Source organism: Geoanaerobacter pelophilus, from assembly GCF_018476885.1.
GTDB lineage: Bacteria > Desulfobacterota > Desulfuromonadia > Geobacterales > DSM-12255 > Geoanaerobacter > Geoanaerobacter pelophilus.
This window is the reverse complement of record NZ_JAHCVJ010000006.1, coordinates 344,731-363,772: the sequence shown is the minus strand read 5'-3', so window position 1 is coordinate 363,772 and position 19,042 is coordinate 344,731. Positions and strand designations below refer to the sequence as shown.

The 19,042-nt window shown below is 52.9% G+C and carries 21 protein-coding genes; all 21 read right to left on the bottom strand.

The annotated features are described in order from the left end of the window. Nucleotides 1–3,315: hypothetical protein (locus tag KI809_RS15725; RefSeq protein WP_214172531.1), on the bottom strand; the 3,315-nt coding region annotated here is incomplete at its 3' end. Beyond that, nucleotides 3,305–3,550: a phage tail assembly chaperone gene (locus KI809_RS15720; protein WP_435052260.1), complete on the bottom strand. Its 246-nt coding sequence runs from the start codon at nt 3,548–3,550 to the stop codon at nt 3,305–3,307. The genes KI809_RS15720 and KI809_RS15725, both read right to left, overlap by 11 nt. A 53-nt stretch (nt 3,551–3,603) precedes the next feature. Further along, on the bottom strand, nt 3,604–4,107 hold the full coding sequence (locus KI809_RS15715; RefSeq protein WP_214172529.1) for a hypothetical protein: 504 nt from the start codon (nt 4,105–4,107) through the stop codon (nt 3,604–3,606). 105 nt (nt 4,108–4,212) lie between these two features. Beyond that, the gene (locus KI809_RS15710; protein WP_214172528.1) at nt 4,213–5,463 is read right to left on the bottom strand and encodes a phage tail tube protein; all 1,251 of its coding nucleotides are present in this window, start codon (nt 5,461–5,463) and stop codon (nt 4,213–4,215) included. Nucleotides 5,464–5,478: 15 nt separating this feature from the next. Next, the gene (locus KI809_RS15705) at nt 5,479–5,886 is read right to left on the bottom strand and encodes a hypothetical protein (RefSeq protein ID WP_214172527.1); all 408 of its coding nucleotides are present in this window, start codon (nt 5,884–5,886) and stop codon (nt 5,479–5,481) included. A gap of 11 nt (nt 5,887–5,897) precedes the next feature. After that, nucleotides 5,898–6,338, bottom strand: coding sequence for a gp436 family protein (locus KI809_RS15700; RefSeq protein ID WP_214172526.1), 441 nt, complete (start codon nt 6,336–6,338; stop codon nt 5,898–5,900). A 59-nt stretch (nt 6,339–6,397) separates the two neighbouring features. Beyond that, nucleotides 6,398–6,814: a hypothetical protein gene (locus KI809_RS15695; protein WP_214172525.1), complete on the bottom strand. Its 417-nt coding sequence runs from the start codon at nt 6,812–6,814 to the stop codon at nt 6,398–6,400. A gap of 15 nt (nt 6,815–6,829) precedes the next feature. Further along, a complete protein-coding gene (locus KI809_RS15690) occupies nt 6,830–7,159 on the bottom strand; it encodes a capsid cement protein (RefSeq protein WP_214172524.1) in 330 nt (109 codons plus the stop codon). Then, nucleotides 7,156–7,644: a hypothetical protein gene (locus tag KI809_RS15685; protein ID WP_214172523.1), complete on the bottom strand. Its 489-nt coding sequence runs from the start codon at nt 7,642–7,644 to the stop codon at nt 7,156–7,158. The genes KI809_RS15690 and KI809_RS15685 overlap by 4 nt, the downstream gene beginning before the upstream one ends. A 14-nt stretch (nt 7,645–7,658) precedes the next feature. Beyond that, a complete protein-coding gene (locus tag KI809_RS15680; protein WP_214172522.1) occupies nt 7,659–8,603 on the bottom strand; it encodes a hypothetical protein in 945 nt (314 codons plus the stop codon). A gap of 3 nt (nt 8,604–8,606) precedes the next feature. Then, complete coding sequence (locus tag KI809_RS15675) at nt 8,607–9,809, bottom strand: hypothetical protein (protein WP_214172521.1); 1,203 nt, start codon at nt 9,807–9,809, stop codon at nt 8,607–8,609. 212 nt (nt 9,810–10,021) lie between these two features. Next, entirely contained in the window at nt 10,022–10,597 is a 576-nt protein-coding gene (locus tag KI809_RS15670; protein WP_214172520.1) for a phage virion morphogenesis protein, read from the bottom strand. After that, the gene (locus KI809_RS15665) at nt 10,585–11,424 is read right to left on the bottom strand and encodes a phage head morphogenesis protein (protein WP_214172519.1); all 840 of its coding nucleotides are present in this window, start codon (nt 11,422–11,424) and stop codon (nt 10,585–10,587) included. The genes KI809_RS15670 and KI809_RS15665 overlap by 13 nt, the downstream gene beginning before the upstream one ends. Continuing rightward, on the bottom strand, nt 11,425–12,939 hold the full coding sequence (locus KI809_RS15660; protein WP_214172518.1) for a DUF935 domain-containing protein: 1,515 nt from the start codon (nt 12,937–12,939) through the stop codon (nt 11,425–11,427). Next, complete coding sequence (locus KI809_RS15655; RefSeq protein WP_214172517.1) at nt 12,929–14,578, bottom strand: terminase large subunit domain-containing protein; 1,650 nt, start codon at nt 14,576–14,578, stop codon at nt 12,929–12,931. The genes KI809_RS15660 and KI809_RS15655 overlap by 11 nt, the downstream gene beginning before the upstream one ends. Beyond that, nucleotides 14,562–15,113 carry a DUF3486 family protein gene (locus KI809_RS15650; protein ID WP_214172516.1) on the bottom strand — a complete coding sequence of 184 codons (552 nt, stop codon included), beginning with the start codon at nt 15,111–15,113 and terminating at the stop codon, nt 14,562–14,564. The genes KI809_RS15655 and KI809_RS15650 overlap by 17 nt, the downstream gene beginning before the upstream one ends. Further along, nucleotides 15,106–15,417, bottom strand: coding sequence for a cytoplasmic protein (locus KI809_RS15645; protein ID WP_214172515.1), 312 nt, complete (start codon nt 15,415–15,417; stop codon nt 15,106–15,108). Before KI809_RS15645 ends, KI809_RS15650 begins: the two co-directional genes overlap by 8 nt. Further along, nucleotides 15,410–15,781 carry a hypothetical protein gene (locus KI809_RS15640; protein ID WP_214172514.1) on the bottom strand — a complete coding sequence of 124 codons (372 nt, stop codon included), beginning with the start codon at nt 15,779–15,781 and terminating at the stop codon, nt 15,410–15,412. Before KI809_RS15640 ends, KI809_RS15645 begins: the two co-directional genes overlap by 8 nt. Further along, the gene (locus tag KI809_RS15635) at nt 15,778–16,386 is read right to left on the bottom strand and encodes a hypothetical protein (protein ID WP_214172513.1); all 609 of its coding nucleotides are present in this window, start codon (nt 16,384–16,386) and stop codon (nt 15,778–15,780) included. The genes KI809_RS15640 and KI809_RS15635 overlap by 4 nt, the downstream gene beginning before the upstream one ends. Continuing rightward, on the bottom strand, nt 16,386–18,344 hold the full coding sequence (locus tag KI809_RS15630; RefSeq protein ID WP_214172512.1) for a hypothetical protein: 1,959 nt from the start codon (nt 18,342–18,344) through the stop codon (nt 16,386–16,388). The genes KI809_RS15635 and KI809_RS15630 overlap by 1 nt, the downstream gene beginning before the upstream one ends. Further along, nucleotides 18,317–19,042: a hypothetical protein gene (locus KI809_RS15625; protein ID WP_214172511.1), complete on the bottom strand. Its 726-nt coding sequence runs from the start codon at nt 19,040–19,042 to the stop codon at nt 18,317–18,319. The genes KI809_RS15630 and KI809_RS15625 overlap by 28 nt, the downstream gene beginning before the upstream one ends.

Genomic DNA, 19,042 nt, shown 5'->3' with positions numbered 1-19,042 from the left:
ATTTTTGGCCGTAACACTTCCTTGGTTTAATCCCAACGCAATACCAGAACCCTCAATCGATCGGCCACCGCCAAAAACACTGCCAAATAGTCCGAGAGTCGATATCTGGCCGGCAATATCTGTCATATTTTGCAGTTGGTCTGCTGCTCTACTAAAATCGAAGGTAGATAGCGCTCCCTGTGCCCGCCAGAAGCTATCTAAGCCATCCATGACTACATTTGGCCGACCATTCATCCAGGCTTTAGACAAGAACCCTTTTTCTTCAGGCAAAGCATTAGATGTAAGGGCCCCACCTATCATTGACAGGAAACTGCCATCAGCAAAGAGATCGCTGATTTTAGTTAAACCGTCAGCCACCTTACCAATAGCCATGGAAGCGTTTTCCATACTATTGGCAATGCTCTGCAGCTGTTCATACGACAGGCCGTCACGAGTTGAGGTTGTGGGGGCCCCAATAGACCCACCAACCGAACCGCCGGCACCGGCAGAACCACCAGAGAAAGATCCGGCTGATACGCCACCGACTGACCCGCCACTGCCATAACTGGTGGAAGCAATCTTGGCAACCTGCATGGCACCGATCAATCCAACTGCTACTGCTCTACCCCAGGCAGCCGGAGTCCAACCATCGGGACCGGCAGTCTGGGCCATGATCGACGAAGCGGTATTCATGATGGTAGCGCCAATAGCAAACGCTTTATTGGCCTCGAACCCATCGCGAGACGACTGGTCGATCATGTCGCCCATCTGGCTAAGAACGCCGCCATAAAATCCGAGGCTTTGTTGCCACATACCCCATTTGGCCTGTTCCGTTTCGCTGGTTTCTGCCTCTTCATATGCCCGTAACTTCTTAATAGATTCACTAAGGAGCTTAAAGCGGTCTTTTTCGCTCTGGCCGTTCATGCCGAGCTGGGCTTTCAGATGATCGGACAGCTCTTTGCGTTGATCGGCGTAGTGCTTCTTAATCCCGGCCAGCTGCTGCTCATACGGGTCTTGAATAGTAGAGATGCGGATATCAGCAGTGGCCGACACCATGTCGTCCAGCGATTTGCGGAAATTTTCAGCGCGTTCGGCATCGAGCTGGCCGAGAGCAACGATTTTGGCATGCGCCAAGTCAATAATTAACTTACTATTGGCAGCTTCTTGGTCCAGTTGTTCCTGGCTGGCTTTGGCACCGAGCATGGCGATCTCGACATTGGCCCGCCGCGCCATTTCAATTCGGTCTTCATACGACTGGCGCAGCTTGGCTTTTTCAGTATCACCGCCAGACGATTCAACATTAAGCATGGATGACTCTTTCTCGACATCCATAGTCTTCCAAACAGTCTGATAATGCTTTCCCATGGCTTCCAAGCCGGCGGCTCGACGTCGATCCGCTTCGGCGGCATCTTCTTGTGCGCGGCTGCCAAGCTCAAGGGATTCTTTGTATTGCTGCTGGATTGTTATGTTATCAATATGCTTTTTCCGTAATAACTCTAATTCTTCCCTTAAGGATGGAGTTTTAGCAATCGCATCATCATAATGATTGTTAATCTTGTTTATTTCCTGATCGTACTTACTTATAAACGGTGTAGAGTTGGCAACTTCGGTCTTGAAATCAGCCAAAACTTTCCGCATCTCTTCAGCTTTTTTCAGGTCGTCTGCAGACGGACCCGGCGGTGGGATTTCTGGAACCTGGGGGCCAAGTGCTGATTTCATTGTAGGAGAAAGAGGGATCCCACCTTCTTTATACATAAACAGCGCTTTTTGCTTTTGTTGTTCCCATGCTTTGTCAGCATCTGCCGCCCGCTTCATCTCGGCGTTATACATTGCTTCGCCGGTTAGATTAACTTGGGTGTACTTATAGATAATCTCATCTAGTGCTTTAATCCACGGCTGTGTAGCGTAACCAAATGCAACGCCTATTCCCACAGCCCACGCAACAGGATTGGCCGCCACGGAGGCCGCAATTGCCGTTGTCAATGAAGTGTATGCCGCTGTTAACCCTGCTATACCACCAACAGCAGAAAAGGCCGCCACACCAATTGCTGTAAGAACGCCAGGAGCTGAACTCAATAAAGAAGGGATCGCCTCAATAACAGTTACTGTATCTCTAAGTATGAAAAAAATTGATTGGACCGCTGGGGAAATGGTGGTCTGTAGTACCGCACCAACCCCCTGTAAAACTACAGCAGTGATCTCAATAAGCTTTTTGGTAGCTTCCCATCCCTCCCGGATCCGTCCACCGATCTCTCCAGCGTGTTCCTTCAGATAGCCATTGGCGATCTGGAGCCAACCAACCATATCCTTGACGATGTCCCCAAAGCCTGCTCTAACCACGGCACTGATCGATGTTTGCATGGATGAGGTGGCAGCGGACCAGGTCTTATTAATATCGCCAGTGGCCATGTTTATGCCAACCAGATACGGTTGCAACCGTTCCAGGGTGTCGCCATGCTGTTTGCCGAGCGCTACAACCTCTTTAAGTCCACCTTTATAGATGCCCTGGGCTTTGATTGCCTGGTCAAGGGCTTTTGATACCTGGGCATGCTGATCAGGCACGCCAGACATTATGGCGCGAGTTTCCTGATACATCTGCAGCTGCTGATCCTGTCCTTTGGTAAACATGGCGATGGCATTCGACAGAGAGGTAAAACCATCGACTTGTTTTTTATTGTTAATGTCCAGAACCACGCCCTGCATGGTCATGGTTTGTAGCATGGCCGTGAGGCCTTTATTGTTGGCTAGGGAATTGGCGTCGACTTCTTGCAGTTTTTCAGCAAGAGCGCCGGCATAAGCAAGACTTTGCTGATAATGCTTGGCCACATCCTTCGGACCCTGCATCTGAGTCAATTGAGCGGCTATGGATATAGTCGCAACCTGGAAATCATCAACAATATCGATTCCAGCTTTAAAAGGCATGACAATGGCAGCAGTAAGCAGAGCCAGCGCCATGGTGATATTCATAATTCGCATCTGAATATCCCACAGCCCTTTCTCGAAACCGGACATGCCGCCCTGAGCACGTTTGCTGGCTTCGGCCATGCGGGACATGTTGTTTTCATGGGAAGCGGCCATCCGGCCCGATGCCATGGTTATGTCGCCAATAACAACCGAGACATTACCCATGCCGGAGGTCATGCGGCCAGTGGCGGCAGCCATGCGACCGGAAGCCCCTTCCATCTCCTGGGCCATCCTGCCGGTGGCTGCCCCCATCTTATTGGTGGTCTGGGCGGTGCGATCGACGGCAGCATCAACCTGTTGGAGACCGTTGACGACAACCCGCTCGCCATCAATCTCCATGATCAGTTTTAATTTTGCCGATTCATTGCCCACTTGAGGTTTCCTTCTCGGCCTTCTCGTCCTGCCAGGCAAAATACTCTGCATCGAGCATCTTGATTTGGGTTACTTCCCAGGGAGTCGGCCGGTTGCCGGTGAGGCGGGACCATGCCTCTATTTCCTGGTATGTGATCGGGGCGGGGCCGAAGCCGCCGCCCCTGGTTGCACTCAGCTCCTGGAACCATGTCCAGATGTGCTCAACTTCCGCCGGCATGGGAGGCTCGTCAGGCAGCAGCTTTTTACCGTTGCTGCGTTTCTCCAGTGCCTCCAGCTCTTCACCCTCGGTTACTCCGTTTTTGCCTGGGGTGCAGTAGCGGAACTTGTACCCGGCTGCGGCGCGGAGGGCGTCGCCGAGCTGGGCAAAAAATTGCTCACCTTGTCCATGCCGTCCTGCACCTGCTGCCGTAACCAGAAAAAGCCACGCCGGGAGATGATCTTCTTGAACTCTTCCTTGGTTGACGCCAGTTCAACCCCTTCATCAAAAGAAAGGGTATCTTTGAATCTGCCGTCATCCTGGCGCTGTTTCCAACTGACAAAACAGGCGGTCATGCGCTCGACCAGGCCTGCCTCGATCTGCTCCGGCTCCATGCCGACGGTAAAGTCCCGCTTGCGTTTCGACTGCTCCAGCTGGCGGCCGCGGATCTTGCGATCGGCTTCGATGTACGCGAGGGAATCGGAACCAAGCATGGTAATCACGATCCCCAGGGACATGCCGGTGCCAGGGTGAAACAGTTCGATGTCGATGCCGCGGTCTGCTACTTCTTCGGTGCACAAGTTTTTCAAGTTCATTTCAAGACTCCTTAAAGTGTGTTTTAGCCGATAAAATCGGCGGCAAGGGGGCTGGCCAGGCCCCCGGCCTCCAACAGGAGCGAACCGGAGGCCCCGCCATGCAAATCAGATTACGTTGCCGGGTAGCTGGGTGCATTTAACAATGATTTTAAAGGCGGTGGCGTCGGCGTTGTCAGTGTAGTCGCCAGTAAAATCATAAGTTGCGGTAACACCGCCAGAACCGGGAACGCCAGGTGCTTTTGGCGTAAAAACAAGTTCTGGAGTAACGATCTGGATTGATTCGTTCCCGGATGTCCCATCTCCGGATCCTTTTTTAAACGTTGCATCCAGAGATGATTCAGTAGAGCCTTTCGCTTTGTCATACAGCGCAAGATCAGTGAAAATAGTCGTGATGTTGCCGGTAATCTGGTAAACACCAGGATTGATCCCGCCGCGAACTCCACCACCGCCGACAACGAAAGTGTCACCATCCAGAATGTTATCCAGGTTGAATGACACGCTCTTTATCAGCGCCGTGGCGGCACCGCCTTCTTTCATGTCGGCAGCTGCAAGCATGGAACTGTCAAAAGTGATTTTTGTATTATCGATTGGAGTACCGGTCTCAAAGCTGTTGGATGCAGTTGTCTCAGATGCGCCCATCCAGTCGCTTGATACATCAACAACCCCTGTTGGATTAATAGTCATGCCAAATTTAGAGTTAGTTACACCGGTGTATTTGAAATATTTGCCGATGTCCGGATAGCCCACTTCGGCTATATATGAAGGGAGTGCTCCGCCTGCTTTATATACATAAGTAAAGGTGCCGGCTGTGCACTTCTTAACGCTGGTCATAGTGATAGTGCCGGTGCCGCCCATCGGTACTCTGATTTTAAATGCGGTGGTCGAAGTGACATCAATAACCGGGTAATAGAATGTTCCGTTCATGATTGTTGGGGCGGTAGCAACAATTTCCACCGTATCGCCGATTGCCAGACTATGAGTAGCTCCACAAGTAACTGTGACAACCTGGTTGACCCAGTCATAAGCAAAAGTAGGCGTGGTTAGAGCAGCGCCAAGGGTAACGCCAGTGGCAGTAATACTGACACTCCCCATGGCTGCGTACAGTAATGCCATAGTGGCCTGCAGCTCGGTGGGTATGCTACCACCAACATCTGCTGAGCCGGCCAAACCACGAGTCGGGTGGCGTGATCCACCGCGCAGTATTTTAGACTGCTCATTCCCCCGGCTGTAGGCAAGGGAAGTTGAACTTATATATACTTTCTTTGATTTACCCACGATTGCGCCTGTTGGTGCCGTATTAAAAGTCGGCTCCATCAGCATCAACAGCTGGGCTAATGATCCTTTTGCTTGTGGCATCGTGATTCTCCTCTATTAAGGGTTATATTCCTGGGTGAGATACATACCGTAGCTGGCGACGCCATTCTGGACGCCAACCAATTGGGCTTCATCTGGCTGTATAAAGCCAAAGCCGGTATTGAGCCGAAACAGCTTGGCAGCAGTGGCCTCGATCAATGCCAGGCTTTCGACTGCCCCGTCTGATTTCGACCGCAGGTTTTTACTCATGATGATCAGTGACCAGATAATTCCGGCCGGAGCGGTAGTGCCGCCGATTACATTCGGCTCACTAAAACCGCATTTACTCAGGATCAGGTGCGCCGAAGGCAACGTCTGCGGTTTATTGATCAACGACTCAACATCGCCTTCCCAAATGTCGACAGTCTTATACTCCGGCATTTCTTTAAGGGCAGTGATTAAGGTTGTCAGGCTTTCGGAGAGCATTTAACGTCCCTTTAATACCGATTTAAATTATCGTCCGTGAATATCCTAGTCGGGGTAGAGGCTTTAGCTCTGGCGGGTGAGGATGTCGAAGCCGGGGACACCGCTCCGGCAATACCTAGCTTGATTTCGCCCTTCTGGATGGACATGAGAATCTTCAAGGCAACACCATGCTTGTCATTAACTGCCTTCGGTGTCTCAAACTCTGGACGGCGGCCATAGAGGTTGTACACCGAGATATCGACCGACAAGGTTTTAAGCATGCCAGGTACATTCGCCAGAGGAAGTTCATACCTCTCCCTGATATAGCCGTCGATCAGTTCGTCGGCATCGGAGATAATCCCGTCGACCACAGCCGTATCGATCTGTCCCAGACCCTGATCGTCGGTCAACTGGATCAGGGTCTGTTCGGGGATCCGCTTGCTCTTGATGTCGTCAATAGTGCAGTAAGGCATAATTCACCTTCAATAAAAGGGCGGGTTAACCGCCCCTTCAATATCGCTTTAGTAAGGGTTTATTGCCGTTCAATACAAATGTTGTAATTTTTTCCAGGAGTGTTTGAACTTATGGCATCAAACACAACCGGGTTGTTATCGTCGTTGACAGTAATGGTGTCAGCGCTCTTGATTAATCCGGCAGCCTTATTACCAGGGCGGCGCTTAACCGGAAGGGCCGCTCCAGCGTCGTCGGTAACTGAGTAGGCAAAGCCGCGATAACCGGCGGAAGAGTATGATTTAAGCACCCCTTTTGTTTTGGCTGCGACACGGTCACATCGTGATTTAGTTGGGTCTGGAGAAATTCCTTGCAGGTTCTGGATTGGAGTTTTAGAGCCTGACTTGTCATACTGGAGTTTGCCGGCGGCCATAGCGCTGGTTGCTATACCAATCAGCAGAAATGTCACAGCGATAATTGACGTTTTTGTTGGTAACATAAAAGATCCTCCCTCCTATCGCCTAACGCGGATGATTTCGCCGGCTGCTGTAGCGGCATCGAGAGTGTGGCCGTTGACTACACCGGCGGCATGGGTAACTGCCCTACCATCAGCGTCAGAATCAACATCAACGTCGGCAGCAATAACGCCACCGGCTTCGACCAATAAGATGCCTGAGAAATTGAGCGGTGCCTGAGCTCCAACTGCAGTATCGGCATCGCAGATTCCAAGGGCCGCGGCACCAGCAGCGCACTTGGCGCCGTCGTAACCGACGAACCTTTGCTGAACCAGGTCAGCGGTTTTGGCTGTAATAGAACATGTTCCGGTAATGATCTGGGTTTTCACTTCTTACCTCCTTCTTTCTTAGCCAGAGCTTCGTTGAGCTTGATGAGCTGTTTATTGAGATCGGAGATGGTCTCGCTCCGGAGGGTAATGGTATTGTCACGATCAGCGAGTGACTCAGTAAGGATTCTATTGGCTTCGTCGCTTGCATCGAGCTCCGTCTGCAGGTCCGCGATCGTCTTATCCCGGTCCTGGAGATCTGCTTTATGTTCATCGAGCAGGGTTGCCATGGCTTCCTGATGCTTCCTCAGTTCTCCTGCCAGGTCATTGCGTTGGAGAATGAGGTCGTCGAGCTGCCGCTGCTGCGCCAAGACATCTTCATCACCATCCCTGGCAGTAGCATCGTCCTGGAGCGGCTCAATAAAGGCTTTCAACCTAATCGCATCTTCATCGGTTAGACTGATGCGCCTACCGATGCCGTAGGTTTTACGGTTCAGGCGGATGCTAGTCCCTTTGACCAGGTATGCTGTTTTTTCTTCATTGCTCACGTTTCATCCCCCCTTTACTTCTTGGTATTGGTAACCAGGTACCCGGCATCGGCACCGACGATCTTCACGTCAAACATGTCGGTTGTACGGACAAGCTGGATTTTGCCGCCATTGGTAACGTAAGTATCGACCACCGGCTTATTTTTTTTACGGAAGGTGTAGCCGAAGGAGGGCTCATACATGGTCCGTTCCTGACCTTTGATTGCCGGTGGCTGGTAAAAGAGAAGCATCATGTCGGGCCAGATGTCGTAAGAAATGCCAGCATCGTCTACATAAATCATCTCGCCGACAATGATCGGTTTCTCCAGGACTTCTTCCATGATCTGCTTAGTGACAACCTTATTCTCAGTGGCTTTGATTCTCTCCATGAACTGGGGATGTTTCTTCCAGAGAGCGAAAGTGGATGCACCAATAACCAATCCATTGCCACGCTTGGCTATCTGTGACCGGAGCGCTTCGTCGCCATCCTGGACAACGCCGACCGGGTCAGAGCCGGGCTCAGAAAAACAGTCGTCACCTGCCAGGGCCAATTTATTGCTATTCCCATAATTAGCGGGGTTACAAGCCAAATCAGCCGCAAGTTTTTCGCGGCGGACCTGAATGCCGGCAGTGGTCAGATTGGTGGCATACTGCTGCAGCGGGAAATTGGCCTCTTCATCCTCGCGGTAGTCAATCGGGTATTCCAGATCATGCTCAGTCATGCTGAAATCATCACTGGACGGTTTACCCGGAGCAATTCGGTTGGAGTTGGCGCGGAGTGCCCTCTCAGTGCTGTAAAGCCGAAATGCCTCTTTACCAAAGGTCATGTACTTGCCACTTTCCTTAGTCAGATTGCCTACGACTGGGAAAAGGAGTTCGGCAACAGCTTCGGCGTTACTGTAACCCCGCGCAAGGTTGGTTAATACCGGGTCAACAACACGGAGCGCGGAGAGCTGATCAGCAAATTCATTTCTTCCCATGGGTCAGTTTCCCCCTTTCTTGTTCATTACGGCAGTTAGCGCCGTTTCATAGGAAGTTCCAGAGTGGGCTTCCTGATACGCCAATACTTCATTATGGAGTGCCAGACGATCTTCATCGACAGCTACATCAGAAAACTCTCCGGATCCTGCATTAAAATTCCCACCGCCTGCGCGGCCCTTGCCAGCAAACTCACCAAACTGAATAGTCTCTGCACGACTTTTCAGTTTCAGCTGAAAATCTTCAACCGCGCTTATATCTTTTTTCTGTTCTCCCTCCCCAAATTGAACAGCCGGCGCCTTGCGGAGGTTCATCATCTGGTCGACCAGAGTAGGGATCTCACCGGGGATAATGCGAGTCGGGAGCGACTCACAAAACGCGGTGAACTCGCGGCGGGTCTGAGCATCCTCACCTTCGGCAAACTGGCGGGCCAGGGCGGTATTCTGCTCACTGAGCGTCTTAATTTGCTCGCCGATCGGTTTCAGCGTCTCAGCGAACTGCTGTAACTGCTGGGTTACGCCTGCCAAGCTTTCCTTAACCACGGCCTGGACTTCTTCCTTTGTCATGTCTGACTCCTTTTGTTCGTGATAACTGCTTTGAAGTAATGATTCATCGGTTTCTGGCCTGACTGCCTCTTCGGTAAGCGATTGCAGATCCCACTCGTCAAGAACTTTATCCGCCTTCTCCTGGCCGAACTCCCCAGTAAGAAAGTTTTTAAGGCTACGAAACAGGCGGGCAATTAGCCGGTCATTCCAATCTCCAAACTCAAATGTGATACAGCCAGCACCTTCAGCCTCTTTAAAGGCTGGGCGATCCTTCAACCCTTTAATTGCTGGCGGCATAGCACCTAAATAACCGACATGCCGCAGATACAGTTTCCCTGGCGTTGGATTTCTCGGGTCATCGCGACTGTAAAGTGCCAGAGAGCGTTTTTTAAAAAGCTTGCGAGACAGCATTTCAGCAAACTCCGGCGCAACATCGTCCTCTGTGTATTCAACCCGTTTTGTCTGCTCATTGAACCGCACCGCGCCGACCCATCCCATTGCCGGATCATCATGCTTAGGATGACCGGCAACAATTGGTGCCTCATGCAGATCTGGGCTATACCCCTCCGCCAACTCCCGACAATCCGTCTCGGTAAATGTGTGAGCAATGCCGGCGGTGTCGATATGCTTCCCCGGTTTAAAACCTTCAATCCACGATCCCATTGCATTCTCCTCCCCTGTTGTCCGGTGCAACTGCACCGTACAACAGGGGGACGGGGAAATCTTTTAGATGGAATAAAAAGGGGAGGGCGGACTAAGAGTGGAACCGCGTTAAAACATTCTTTAAATTTTGTTGAGCTGGCTTAAAAAGATTTTTACAGGGGGTAGTCAGGGGGCGGAGTGAGATCGGCGCTTAAAATCGAAATTTGGAGTTTTCATGGTCCGAAGACAAACTGCACTGCAGCCCATTTGATGTTTTCCAGGCCGGTGGGGCTGATTTTAAAGTATTCGCGCTGGGGCATATTGATCGTATAGCCGTTATTGAAGCGGAACCGGGTGACGGTTCGTTTGTGGCTGGCCTTGGCAAACACTGCCAGGTTGGCCTTCAACCCTTCCGTGCTCTGGCGCAGCAGATTGCCTCTGGCATCGGTCCGCAGCCGGACGGTAGAGTAATGCGGTCCGCGCTTGATCTCGCCACCGAAATTGTGAATGGCGGCGTATTCCTTGTTGGTGGAGAGCCCGGCAGCATTGGCCGTGACAAACTGCTGGATGGAGTTGACCAGCTGCGCCGACTTGATCAGGGTCTGGCCGCCGCTCTTCTTGACACGTTTCGATTCCGGCCACTTGGGATCCCGGCCGCCGGCCTCAAAATTCTGCTGGACCTCATCGTCCATGATCCCGGCGATCTGCCGCAGTAACGGCTGCGGATCAGCGCCGCGGGTAATCATAGTGTGCAGCCGTTGCCGCAGGGCAGCAGTGCCCTGGAGTTCGACCTTGCTTATCGCGGCCATAACGCCCTCACATCAGCATCGTATTTAGCTAAATCTGGCTGCCACTTGGCCATGCCGGAGTTGCTGTTCCAGCCGAGATCCGGGGAGATAGTAAACGACTGGCCAAGAGCATCAGTACCACGATATACCGTAACTGTGCCCATTTCGCCGCCGCTATGCGGGATCTCGATTTGCTTGCTGCCCAGGCCATCCTCGGCAACCCAGACACCCTGACCATTCTTGACCATGGTGATCGCCTGCTGTTTGGTAAGCGAGCGGACTCGGCAGCGGCAGCGCCAGCCGTTGGGCGGGTAGAAGTAACGCCAGAACGGGGAATCGATCGGGGCAATGGTGCCGTGCAACGCCCGGTGCGCCGGACGGGTGCGGCTATCCAGAACTGCGACATACATGAGGTATGGCCGGGCAGCTCGGTTATCCCATTGGCTTTGCCAGCGGCCTGCCTGGTAGGCGCTCTGCAAATTGGCCTCGTAGATGGTGCGGAGGCGGTACGGGCTACCAAGCTGGGCAACCCGCAATTCGCCGGTCGCAGGGTTGAGAATCTCTTCCTTACCCCACCACCCCAGCGCCTGCAGTTTCGGCGTGAGCTGCTGCTGGAAAGTGCGGAAGCTCTCTCCTTTCTCCAGAGCCTGGACCAGGGCGGACTTGATGCTCTGCAGCACGTCGAGGTTCATAGCCTTAGCAACGGTAAATGCCTGAGCATGTCCGCTATCGCGAAGCTCGTGCCAATCAAAAATGATCTGGAAGCCTTTGGTCTGCAGATACTCGATCGCTTTCTCCGGAGGCATCCCAAAGAGAAACGCAATGTTTGATAGTTCGAGATCAGCCATCTATGCCTCGTTATTGGCCGATAACCGGCCGATCAGACCAGCGAGAAACATCAGGTTAGCAAGCATCTTTTCCAGGGCGGTAGTGTCCATTTCCGGAAATGCCGCCAGCAGACTGGCCATGGCATCATCAGGATTACCGGATTCCAGCAGCCCCTTAATGACAGGCGACAGCACGGCCTGCATTTGGCCCTGCATCGTTTCCGGAGTGATCATGTGGGCTAGGGCGTCAACGGCGGCCTGATCGGGGAAAGAACCGGCTTCGCTGAATTCAGGACGCGGCGCAATCGGCGGTTCTGTGCTCTTTTTAGCGACCTCGATATCGCCCTCTTCCAGGTTATAGGTGCGGAGGTAGTAGCCGCGAGAAAGTTTAAGCCCGCTCTTTTCCAGGGAAGTAGAGAGCTCAGTATCGCGTTTAGCCTGGTCAAGGTCGACATCCTCTTCTTCCCAGAGACAGAAGCGCGGGGCGTCAGTACTGGTCCCCCAATTCTCTTCACATATCCAGTCGATCAGCTGGTTCATAGCCTGTTCGACCAGGGTCTTATCTGAGTCGCGCAGATCCTTACGGACTTCGGCTGCCACATCCTTCCCACCCAGTTCGCCGGATGTGGACTGCCCGGCGCCGGCATGGCCGAGCCAGACAGTGGATATTGCACTATCTACGTCTGCAATAATCGCATGGTACATATCAGAGGTGCTCCCCTTGGAGCCGCTCTCTAAAAAGTCGACACTGCCATCATCCGGAATAACGGCCACGCCATCGTTAACCATGTCCTCCAGGATTCCTAAAAAATCATCGATCTGTGTTTGGGTTGCGCTCCTGGGTAGCTTGCCGACCGGCCACACCGCGCCATACTTCTCGGCAAACTTGATCCGGAAGCGCCAGCCGCCCCGCTTAAAGACCACAGGCCAAAAACAGCGGCTATTAAGACCAAGGCCATAGGGGTTGTCATAACTGGATTCATTGGTAGGGCAGAGGAAACGACGCAACGGCAATTCTTCGCCGGAGAGCATATTGCTTTTCGTGAGGAAGCGCAGCTCATTCTCCGGACTAAACACAAACCATCGTTGCGGCTTAAATAGGACAGCGTGCGGAGCGTTAAGATTGTCACTGCGCCGGTGCCATAGTGTCTCTGCAGGGCCATAACCAAAGCCGCGGGAATTACGGATTAACTGCTCAAAGATGGTATTAAGAGGAAGTTTACTAAACACTTCCTGGATAAATTTCGCCTTACGGGATTTTGTGCTCTTGCCACGGTCGATCTCCCAGTCGAGGGCCAGGGTAGCATTGATCCGGTTAATCATGGATCCCCCAACGCGATCGTCAGTGATCAGGTCGGTATAAACCTCGATATCCTTTCCCTGTTTCTTCAGCACCGGGTCCGGGTTTGGGAGGTACATGTTGCCAAAGGCAAAACCGTCCAGGCTCTTAGAGCGGGTAGCGATCTCCTGTGGAGATTTAGATTCGGAAAACTTCAAAATAGAGCCGTCCGGGAGATATATTCCATTACGCGGCATGGTCGAATCCTTTCAGCATGTTGTTGCTCTGGCGCTTGCCGCGGGAGGCGGCCCAGACAGGACCGGCATAACCGCCGCGAGCCTGAACCGAAAGAGCCTTGGCCCAGAAATGGTCTGCATGGCCGATCTTCTCATCCCGGTCGGCGTCATAGCGGAAGTTTCCGGCGCTAGTGGCCACCTTCTTGATGGCATGGAGGCTCTGCCTGATGGTGGTATCTGGTGGTAACGCTTCTTTCTTATCTTCCAGGTTCTTTTTCAGCCCAACAGCCAGGGCCTCTTTTGAAGCGTTGTTAAAGGTAACCCCTTCAATCTTGCTAGGCCAAAGAGTTTCCGCCTGCTCTGCCAACTGCATACCTAGACCAGAGCGGTCGATACAGCCCCGGCGGAACTGCGGCAGCTTAATCAGACTCCAAAGGACAAGTTTCTGCACTTCAAATGGCAGGTTTTTCATGGCGATGACAGCACGGGCACGACCGACACCGTTAATTTCTTCATCGAGCCAGATCACTGAAAGGTCGCGGGTGCGAGCCACGTCAAAGCCGAGATACAGCTCTCCGGGAAAAAGAATGTCATTAACAATATGTCTCACATCGAAATGCGGCGGGCTTTCTTCGCCCTTATGCTTATTGTGATGCTCAATGGCGGCAAAGAGGAGCTGTTCGGCCCAGTGAGGCATATAGTCGAGGGTGCAATCCTCGCAGCTCTCAATCAGGTCGTAGGTAAGGAAAGCAGTCTGTTCATCAACGAACTCGCAGAGGAATTCCTGGTGCCAGGCTTCATCATCAGCAAGACCGAGGCGCAGATCCTCCACCTCACATGGTTCACCTTCGTCATCATATAGCTTGAGGCCTAGCTCGACTGCGTCCTCAATGGTAACCTTATGTTTGCTATAACCACCACGCTCACCGACGTATTTGTATTCCTGGCCATCCCAGATCTGCAGAGTGCGACCGGTCCACAACTCGTAAAACTTGTTTTTCTTGCCAAGCGGGGTACTGATAATCCGGATCTTGTAGCCACGCGTGATTGAAGGGTAAAGGGCGGTCCAGATGGCCCGGCTGTCTTTATGCAGGGCAAACTCATCGAGAAGGATATTGGCGGAATGACCGCGAGCAGTGGCTGGATTTGCTGGAAGGCCGATAATCCGGCTGCCGTTTGGAAAAATAATTTCTAACTGCTTGTATTCGGTACGAGTCCCGGTTTCATCCTTAAACGACTCAGACACCTCCAGAATCGCCAGATTCATGGCTTTGGCGTGCATTGCCGCCTTATTCATGAGTTCCTTGGACTGGCGCTCACCAGCGGATAAAAACACCCAGGTGGTCTTATGCTGGAAACAATCAATTACCGCTTCCAGGGCAGTGCCGAAGGACTTACCCCCTTGCCTGGTAAACATCCCGATTTTGAGCCGAGAGTTATCCTCAATCCACCGTTTTTGGTAAAGAGTAAGCGGAACTATGGGGCTATAGCCATCCGGCAGAGGAGCAAACTTCGGCTCTTTAGACGGCATGTGCTGTGGGGTCTGCTGCGCTTTCTCTGCTGCAAAGAGAGCATCAGGACGAATCGCCGCACAGAGGAAAAAGGCAACGACCGTATAGAGCAGCAAGCGTAGGGGATGCAGATTATATCTTGAGACCATAGAGCGCCCCCGCAATGTATTCAACCGCTTCCGGATCAAACTGGAAGGTGCCGTCATGGGCTTTCTTCTTAACTTCAGTAACCGCATCCTCGATCGTCTGCTTCCGGATCTCGTTGGCAAACTTCTTTTGCGTTACACTGGCGCGGGTAACGTCGGCGATCCCCTTAGCGGCTTGGGCCAGCAGCTTCAACCGGGCACCCTGATCCTGCTCCTCTTCAGCTTCCTGGAATGACAGCATGGCCTCGAAAATATCGCTCTGTACCATGGCGATAACAGCCGCCGAACGATCGTCTTTTTCGTCGGCAGCCCCTTCGGCGATAATGCGGGCAGACTCAGTTGCAGCGCGGACGGTCGCCAGACGCCGTTCCAGTTTGGAGCCATACCGATGAATCGAACTTTTCCCAATCTGGAAGCCACGCTCCTTAAGTGCCGCTTCCAGGAGTTCATAGCCGCTGAAGTTCCCTTCCATTAGGGACTTGTCCAGCCAGGATTTAATCTCCCCAGGGAGTTTATTTACTGAGCTCCGGTTAGCCATGGCAGTAGTTCACCGGCCGGGCAATGCCAGGATCACAGTCAACCGTGTATTCAACCACGTCGACGCCATAACGGGTCAGATCACAAAACCAGCGGCCAGATGGCTCTTTCCTCAACTCGGCCAGCTTGCGGTCGAACAGGTAGTCAAGTTCACGGCGCAGCTCAAGGGCGGTGGCGTCCTGGTAATAACCCTGCGCGGTCATTAATACCAATTCCTCGTAACAGCCGGATGGACGGGCGTTATTAAGTGTCAATAGAATGATCCACCGTAGGAATTCCCGGCGTAGCTTGGCATCGTTATGCATGACCACCTCCCTTGTTTTGTGTGTTTTCGAGCCTTAAAGCCAGGCCGTCCAACTTGGATTCAATGACGGTTTGGTTGCGAATGAAATCCTCTCTCCGGACGTAATCAATCGGGAGTCTGGCTTCCCATTTAAGCAGCTGCCGTTCCAGCTCGATCAGCTGGCCGCTATTTTTTGATTCCTCGTTGATATGCTGTTTCAAGGTTTCATGAATAGCATCGTCACCGGCCTTGGCAGCTTCCTTAAGGGAATTGAAGCGATCATCGAGACGACGATCCATTTGAGACAACAGCAGCTTTGCCCCGGTGAACACGGCACCGAAAAAAGAAATTAAGATAAGGACAACCTGCCATAACGTGACGTTCACAAAACCTCCTGTTTGCTAAGTAATATTTCTTGCGGCCAAACTATTGCCACTAACTCATTAACTGTCGTCGCTGCCCAGATCTGCGCGATCAAAGTGCGCTGGTATTGCAGGATGGCTGTCGATGCCGCCTCGAAACGCCTGGTGTTATCAAGGATTGCCTGCAGCAGCGCCTCTCGGGCTTCGCCCGGTACCAGCAGCCGGTCGCAGTATGGAGTCGACAGAGCTTTGTCTTGTTCCCAGGCAACGGCCTCAGCGTATTGCCGAAACCAGCTCTCGCGTTCTTCAGGCAAATACGGGGCAGCTATCTTTGCTAAGGCTTTTGCTGCTCCGGCCCTGATAATAGCGGAGTAATAACTGCATAGCTCCGGCAACTGTGCCAGTACTTCAGCATCGGTCATTACTCCTGCAGGATCTTCCCAAAGCTCAACACGCTTGGTCGGGTCGGCCTCATAGATACCGGAAAGATCGCTCCAGATAAGAGTGGCTGCAGGCGATGGCGGCGGTGGCACTGGCACTATATTTAACCGATTTACCGGCCCAGACGGTCCACGACAGACGATATATTTCGGGGCTATCTGCTCACGTATGCGGATGGTGTAGGTCATTACGGTAACTCCTCCTGCCAGTACCAGGGCATGCTGGAAACAGCGTAAAAGGACTTGCTGGCACCTGGTGCGATAGTGAGTGATGACACGTTGTTGCCATTGATATCGCGGATCCAGGAGTTCGGCGCGATGTCGACAGCCACCGTTGCTGTTCCTGTTGCGCGATTGGTAATGCGGTAGTTGAGGGTCGGCATATTCCAGCGCTGGGTCGGTAGCAGTACATTACTGGTTGTGCCTGTCACATAGATCTGGTGAGCGTCATAAGGTAATAGTCCGCCTGCTGTCGAATACGTCCGGTTAATTTCACCCGTCAGCGACAGCCGAATATTGCCGTCAGTAGTCGCAAATTGCGCCGGGTCTATGACCGGTGCACCGGAGCCTTTATAGGCATAATTGCCGCTGGTGAAGATGCTTAGGAAATTTGTGTAATTTAGGCCGGAGACACAAACCAGCTTGCCCCAATCGCTGCCCATGCCATACGCCGCAAACTGATTACCGATCAGGTTAAGGATGTATTCGGAGTTGTTGCTAGGAGTATATTTGACTAGGCAGCCGGTATTATGGCCTGTGGTTGTACCATCTATGCGGAGCGACCCAGAGCCACCTATGATATTGAAAATCGTCGGTGCTGCAGCAGAGGTCAGGTATTGGTAGAACATATTACCGGAGAACTTATTGCCCCAGCCGAACTGAATGTCGGTGAGTTTTACGACCCCATCGGCGTCATGGTAGTTGTTGGTGCGGTTCCGCGAGACGTCCCAGAAGTTAACTTCTTCGCTGGCCACACCGGTGTGATAGAGCCAACCGGCATGGTTTTCAGCCTCGTTGTCAGCTAATCGTAAGCCGTTAATGCTAAATCCACCGGATGATGTGACAACCGGCCCTGAGCCACTACTAGGCTTGTAATGCATCATGAATTGATTGCTGGTTATCGTAGGGCTTTGGTGGGCCTTGTTTGTAGATTCCGCGATTGCATCAAAATACACAGGGCGCAGGGTGTCCCAGGTATTATTGTTGCTGAAAATCACGTTATTCGACCCATTAACTAGCCGGATACATGTGCCCGCAAAGTTGCAGGTATTGTAAGTTACCGCTGCTGTTGCTCCGCTGTTGATTTTGATTGCCGTATAAATACCAAGTGAGCCAGCTCCTCCGCCGCCAGGGTCCGCATAGTTCACACCCCGGCTCGGTTCCTCGAAGATCACGCCGTTAACCACCGGCCGGGTTAAGGCTCGGTAGCCGCTATTGGTAATCTCTATCAATGCGGCTGTTGTAGAGAATGAGCCGTCCCGCGGTGTCAGTCGGCTGCTGCTGCGGTTGCCAGTAAAGGTAAACCGCAAAGATGAGATCGAGACTGGCCGCTCCAGGTTATGATTGAGTCCGGACAGGAAAAACTCATAGCTGCCAATCGCGACTGCCTTGTTGACGCCGTGCTGGATAGCGCTCCAGTCAATGCCGTAATTATCCAGGTCGGCACTGGTCTGGATAAGATGGGTGCCGGATAAAGTGCCGTCTGTAGTGAGATACGGCCAGCGCACCTGGACGCCGGGAACGGTGAACCCCTGTGAGGCCAAGCTATGCCATGTGCCGTCGCCGTATGCGCCTTCATGTTTTGACGTAATGGGCGCAATGGCCAGGTAATTGTCGATGGCGGCTTTATCTGCGGCGCTTTGAAAGCCGGCGGCGCTGCTGGTGGCAGCGGCATGGCTGTGAACGGCCGGGGCCAATACGCCCTGGAGCCGTCCCTGGATATAGTCGCTCCACTGGCTCGGCTCGGTATAAAACTGGCCTGGGGTGTCGTAGAGGTCGGTCGGGATGCAGACATTATCGTTAATTACCGGCAGCGGTGTACCGCCGCAGGCTCGCTTACCTATATACGGTTTTTGCGGTGGATCTTCGGCCCGCGCTACGCTTGCCAGGGCAACTATGATCAGCGCACAATTAAGCCAAAATCGCATGGTGTTGCTCCTATTACCAGCGGCTCGGTGACTACATACGGGCCGGTTACTCGTTTATAACCGCAGGCGATGGTGATGCCGCCTCCGGTGATGGTTAAGCTGCCTGTGGTTACAGTGATCGTTTCCGCTATGGTACTGGTCTGGTCGGTCGGTTGACTGTTCGGCGTGAAATCCGGCCAGCCGCCGCTGATGACCAGCGGGGTATCAATATTGCCTACAGTAAGTATCCCATTGGCGGTGCAGTCGATAGGATTTGAGGCGACTGCCGCCTTGACCGCGTTGTATGCGGTCGGTAGATCGGCAAAATACAGGTAATCGAGGCTGCCGCCCGGTGCGCGGCAGACGCCATCCTGGTAGTAACCGAGGGCCGCGATTACCGGATACGACCCGCGGTAGCGCCTGGCTGCGATATCGTCGAGCGTTACGGTGCATGGCCGTTGATTCTCGAATTGTGCGCACAACCCGCCCCAGCCAAGCAGATCGGCGTTGCTGGAGTCGCGAATGATATCGAAGGTGAGCACCTGCCCGGCTGCCGCCTCGAACGTGCAGCGGGGCGAAGTGCTGCTGCAGGTAGTGCTGCCGGTGATGATGGCTGTGCCGGTTCCGCGCTTCTCGACTGTGACTGTGATAGCGTGGGCAGAAGCTGCCAGCAGCAGCATGGTGATTGCGATAAGCCATTGATGCCCTCTGTTGCGCAA

Bases quoted from the DNA above. Each gene is read 5' to 3' on its own strand.
- KI809_RS15670 (WP_214172520.1), bottom strand. From the start codon at position 10,597: ATGGCCGCGATAAGCAAGGTCGAACTCCAGGGCACTGCTGCCCTGCGG.
- KI809_RS15655 (WP_214172517.1), bottom strand. From the start codon at position 14,578: ATGGTCTCAAGATATAATCTGCATCCCCTACGCTTGCTGCTCTATACG.
- KI809_RS15630 (WP_214172512.1), bottom strand. From the start codon at position 18,344: ATGCGATTTTGGCTTAATTGTGCGCTGATCATAGTTGCCCTGGCAAGC.
- KI809_RS15710 (WP_214172528.1), bottom strand. From the start codon at position 5,463: ATGCCACAAGCAAAAGGATCATTAGCCCAGCTGTTGATGCTGATGGAG.
- KI809_RS15665 (WP_214172519.1), bottom strand. From the start codon at position 11,424: ATGGCTGATCTCGAACTATCAAACATTGCGTTTCTCTTTGGGATGCCT.
- KI809_RS15680 (WP_214172522.1), bottom strand. From the start codon at position 8,603: ATGGGAAGAAATGAATTTGCTGATCAGCTCTCCGCGCTCCGTGTTGTT.
- KI809_RS15660 (WP_214172518.1), bottom strand. From the start codon at position 12,939: ATGCCGCGTAATGGAATATATCTCCCGGACGGCTCTATTTTGAAGTTT.
- KI809_RS15695 (WP_214172525.1), bottom strand. From the start codon at position 6,814: ATGTTACCAACAAAAACGTCAATTATCGCTGTGACATTTCTGCTGATT.
- KI809_RS15645 (WP_214172515.1), bottom strand. From the start codon at position 15,417: ATGCATAACGATGCCAAGCTACGCCGGGAATTCCTACGGTGGATCATT.
- KI809_RS15715 (WP_214172529.1), bottom strand. From the start codon at position 4,107: ATGAACTTGAAAAACTTGTGCACCGAAGAAGTAGCAGACCGCGGCATC.
- KI809_RS15650 (WP_214172516.1), bottom strand. From the start codon at position 15,113: ATGGCTAACCGGAGCTCAGTAAATAAACTCCCTGGGGAGATTAAATCC.
- KI809_RS15635 (WP_214172513.1), bottom strand. From the start codon at position 16,386: ATGACCTACACCATCCGCATACGTGAGCAGATAGCCCCGAAATATATC.
- KI809_RS15700 (WP_214172526.1), bottom strand. From the start codon at position 6,338: ATGCCTTACTGCACTATTGACGACATCAAGAGCAAGCGGATCCCCGAA.
- KI809_RS15705 (WP_214172527.1), bottom strand. From the start codon at position 5,886: ATGCTCTCCGAAAGCCTGACAACCTTAATCACTGCCCTTAAAGAAATG.
- KI809_RS15675 (WP_214172521.1), bottom strand. From the start codon at position 9,809: ATGGGATCGTGGATTGAAGGTTTTAAACCGGGGAAGCATATCGACACC.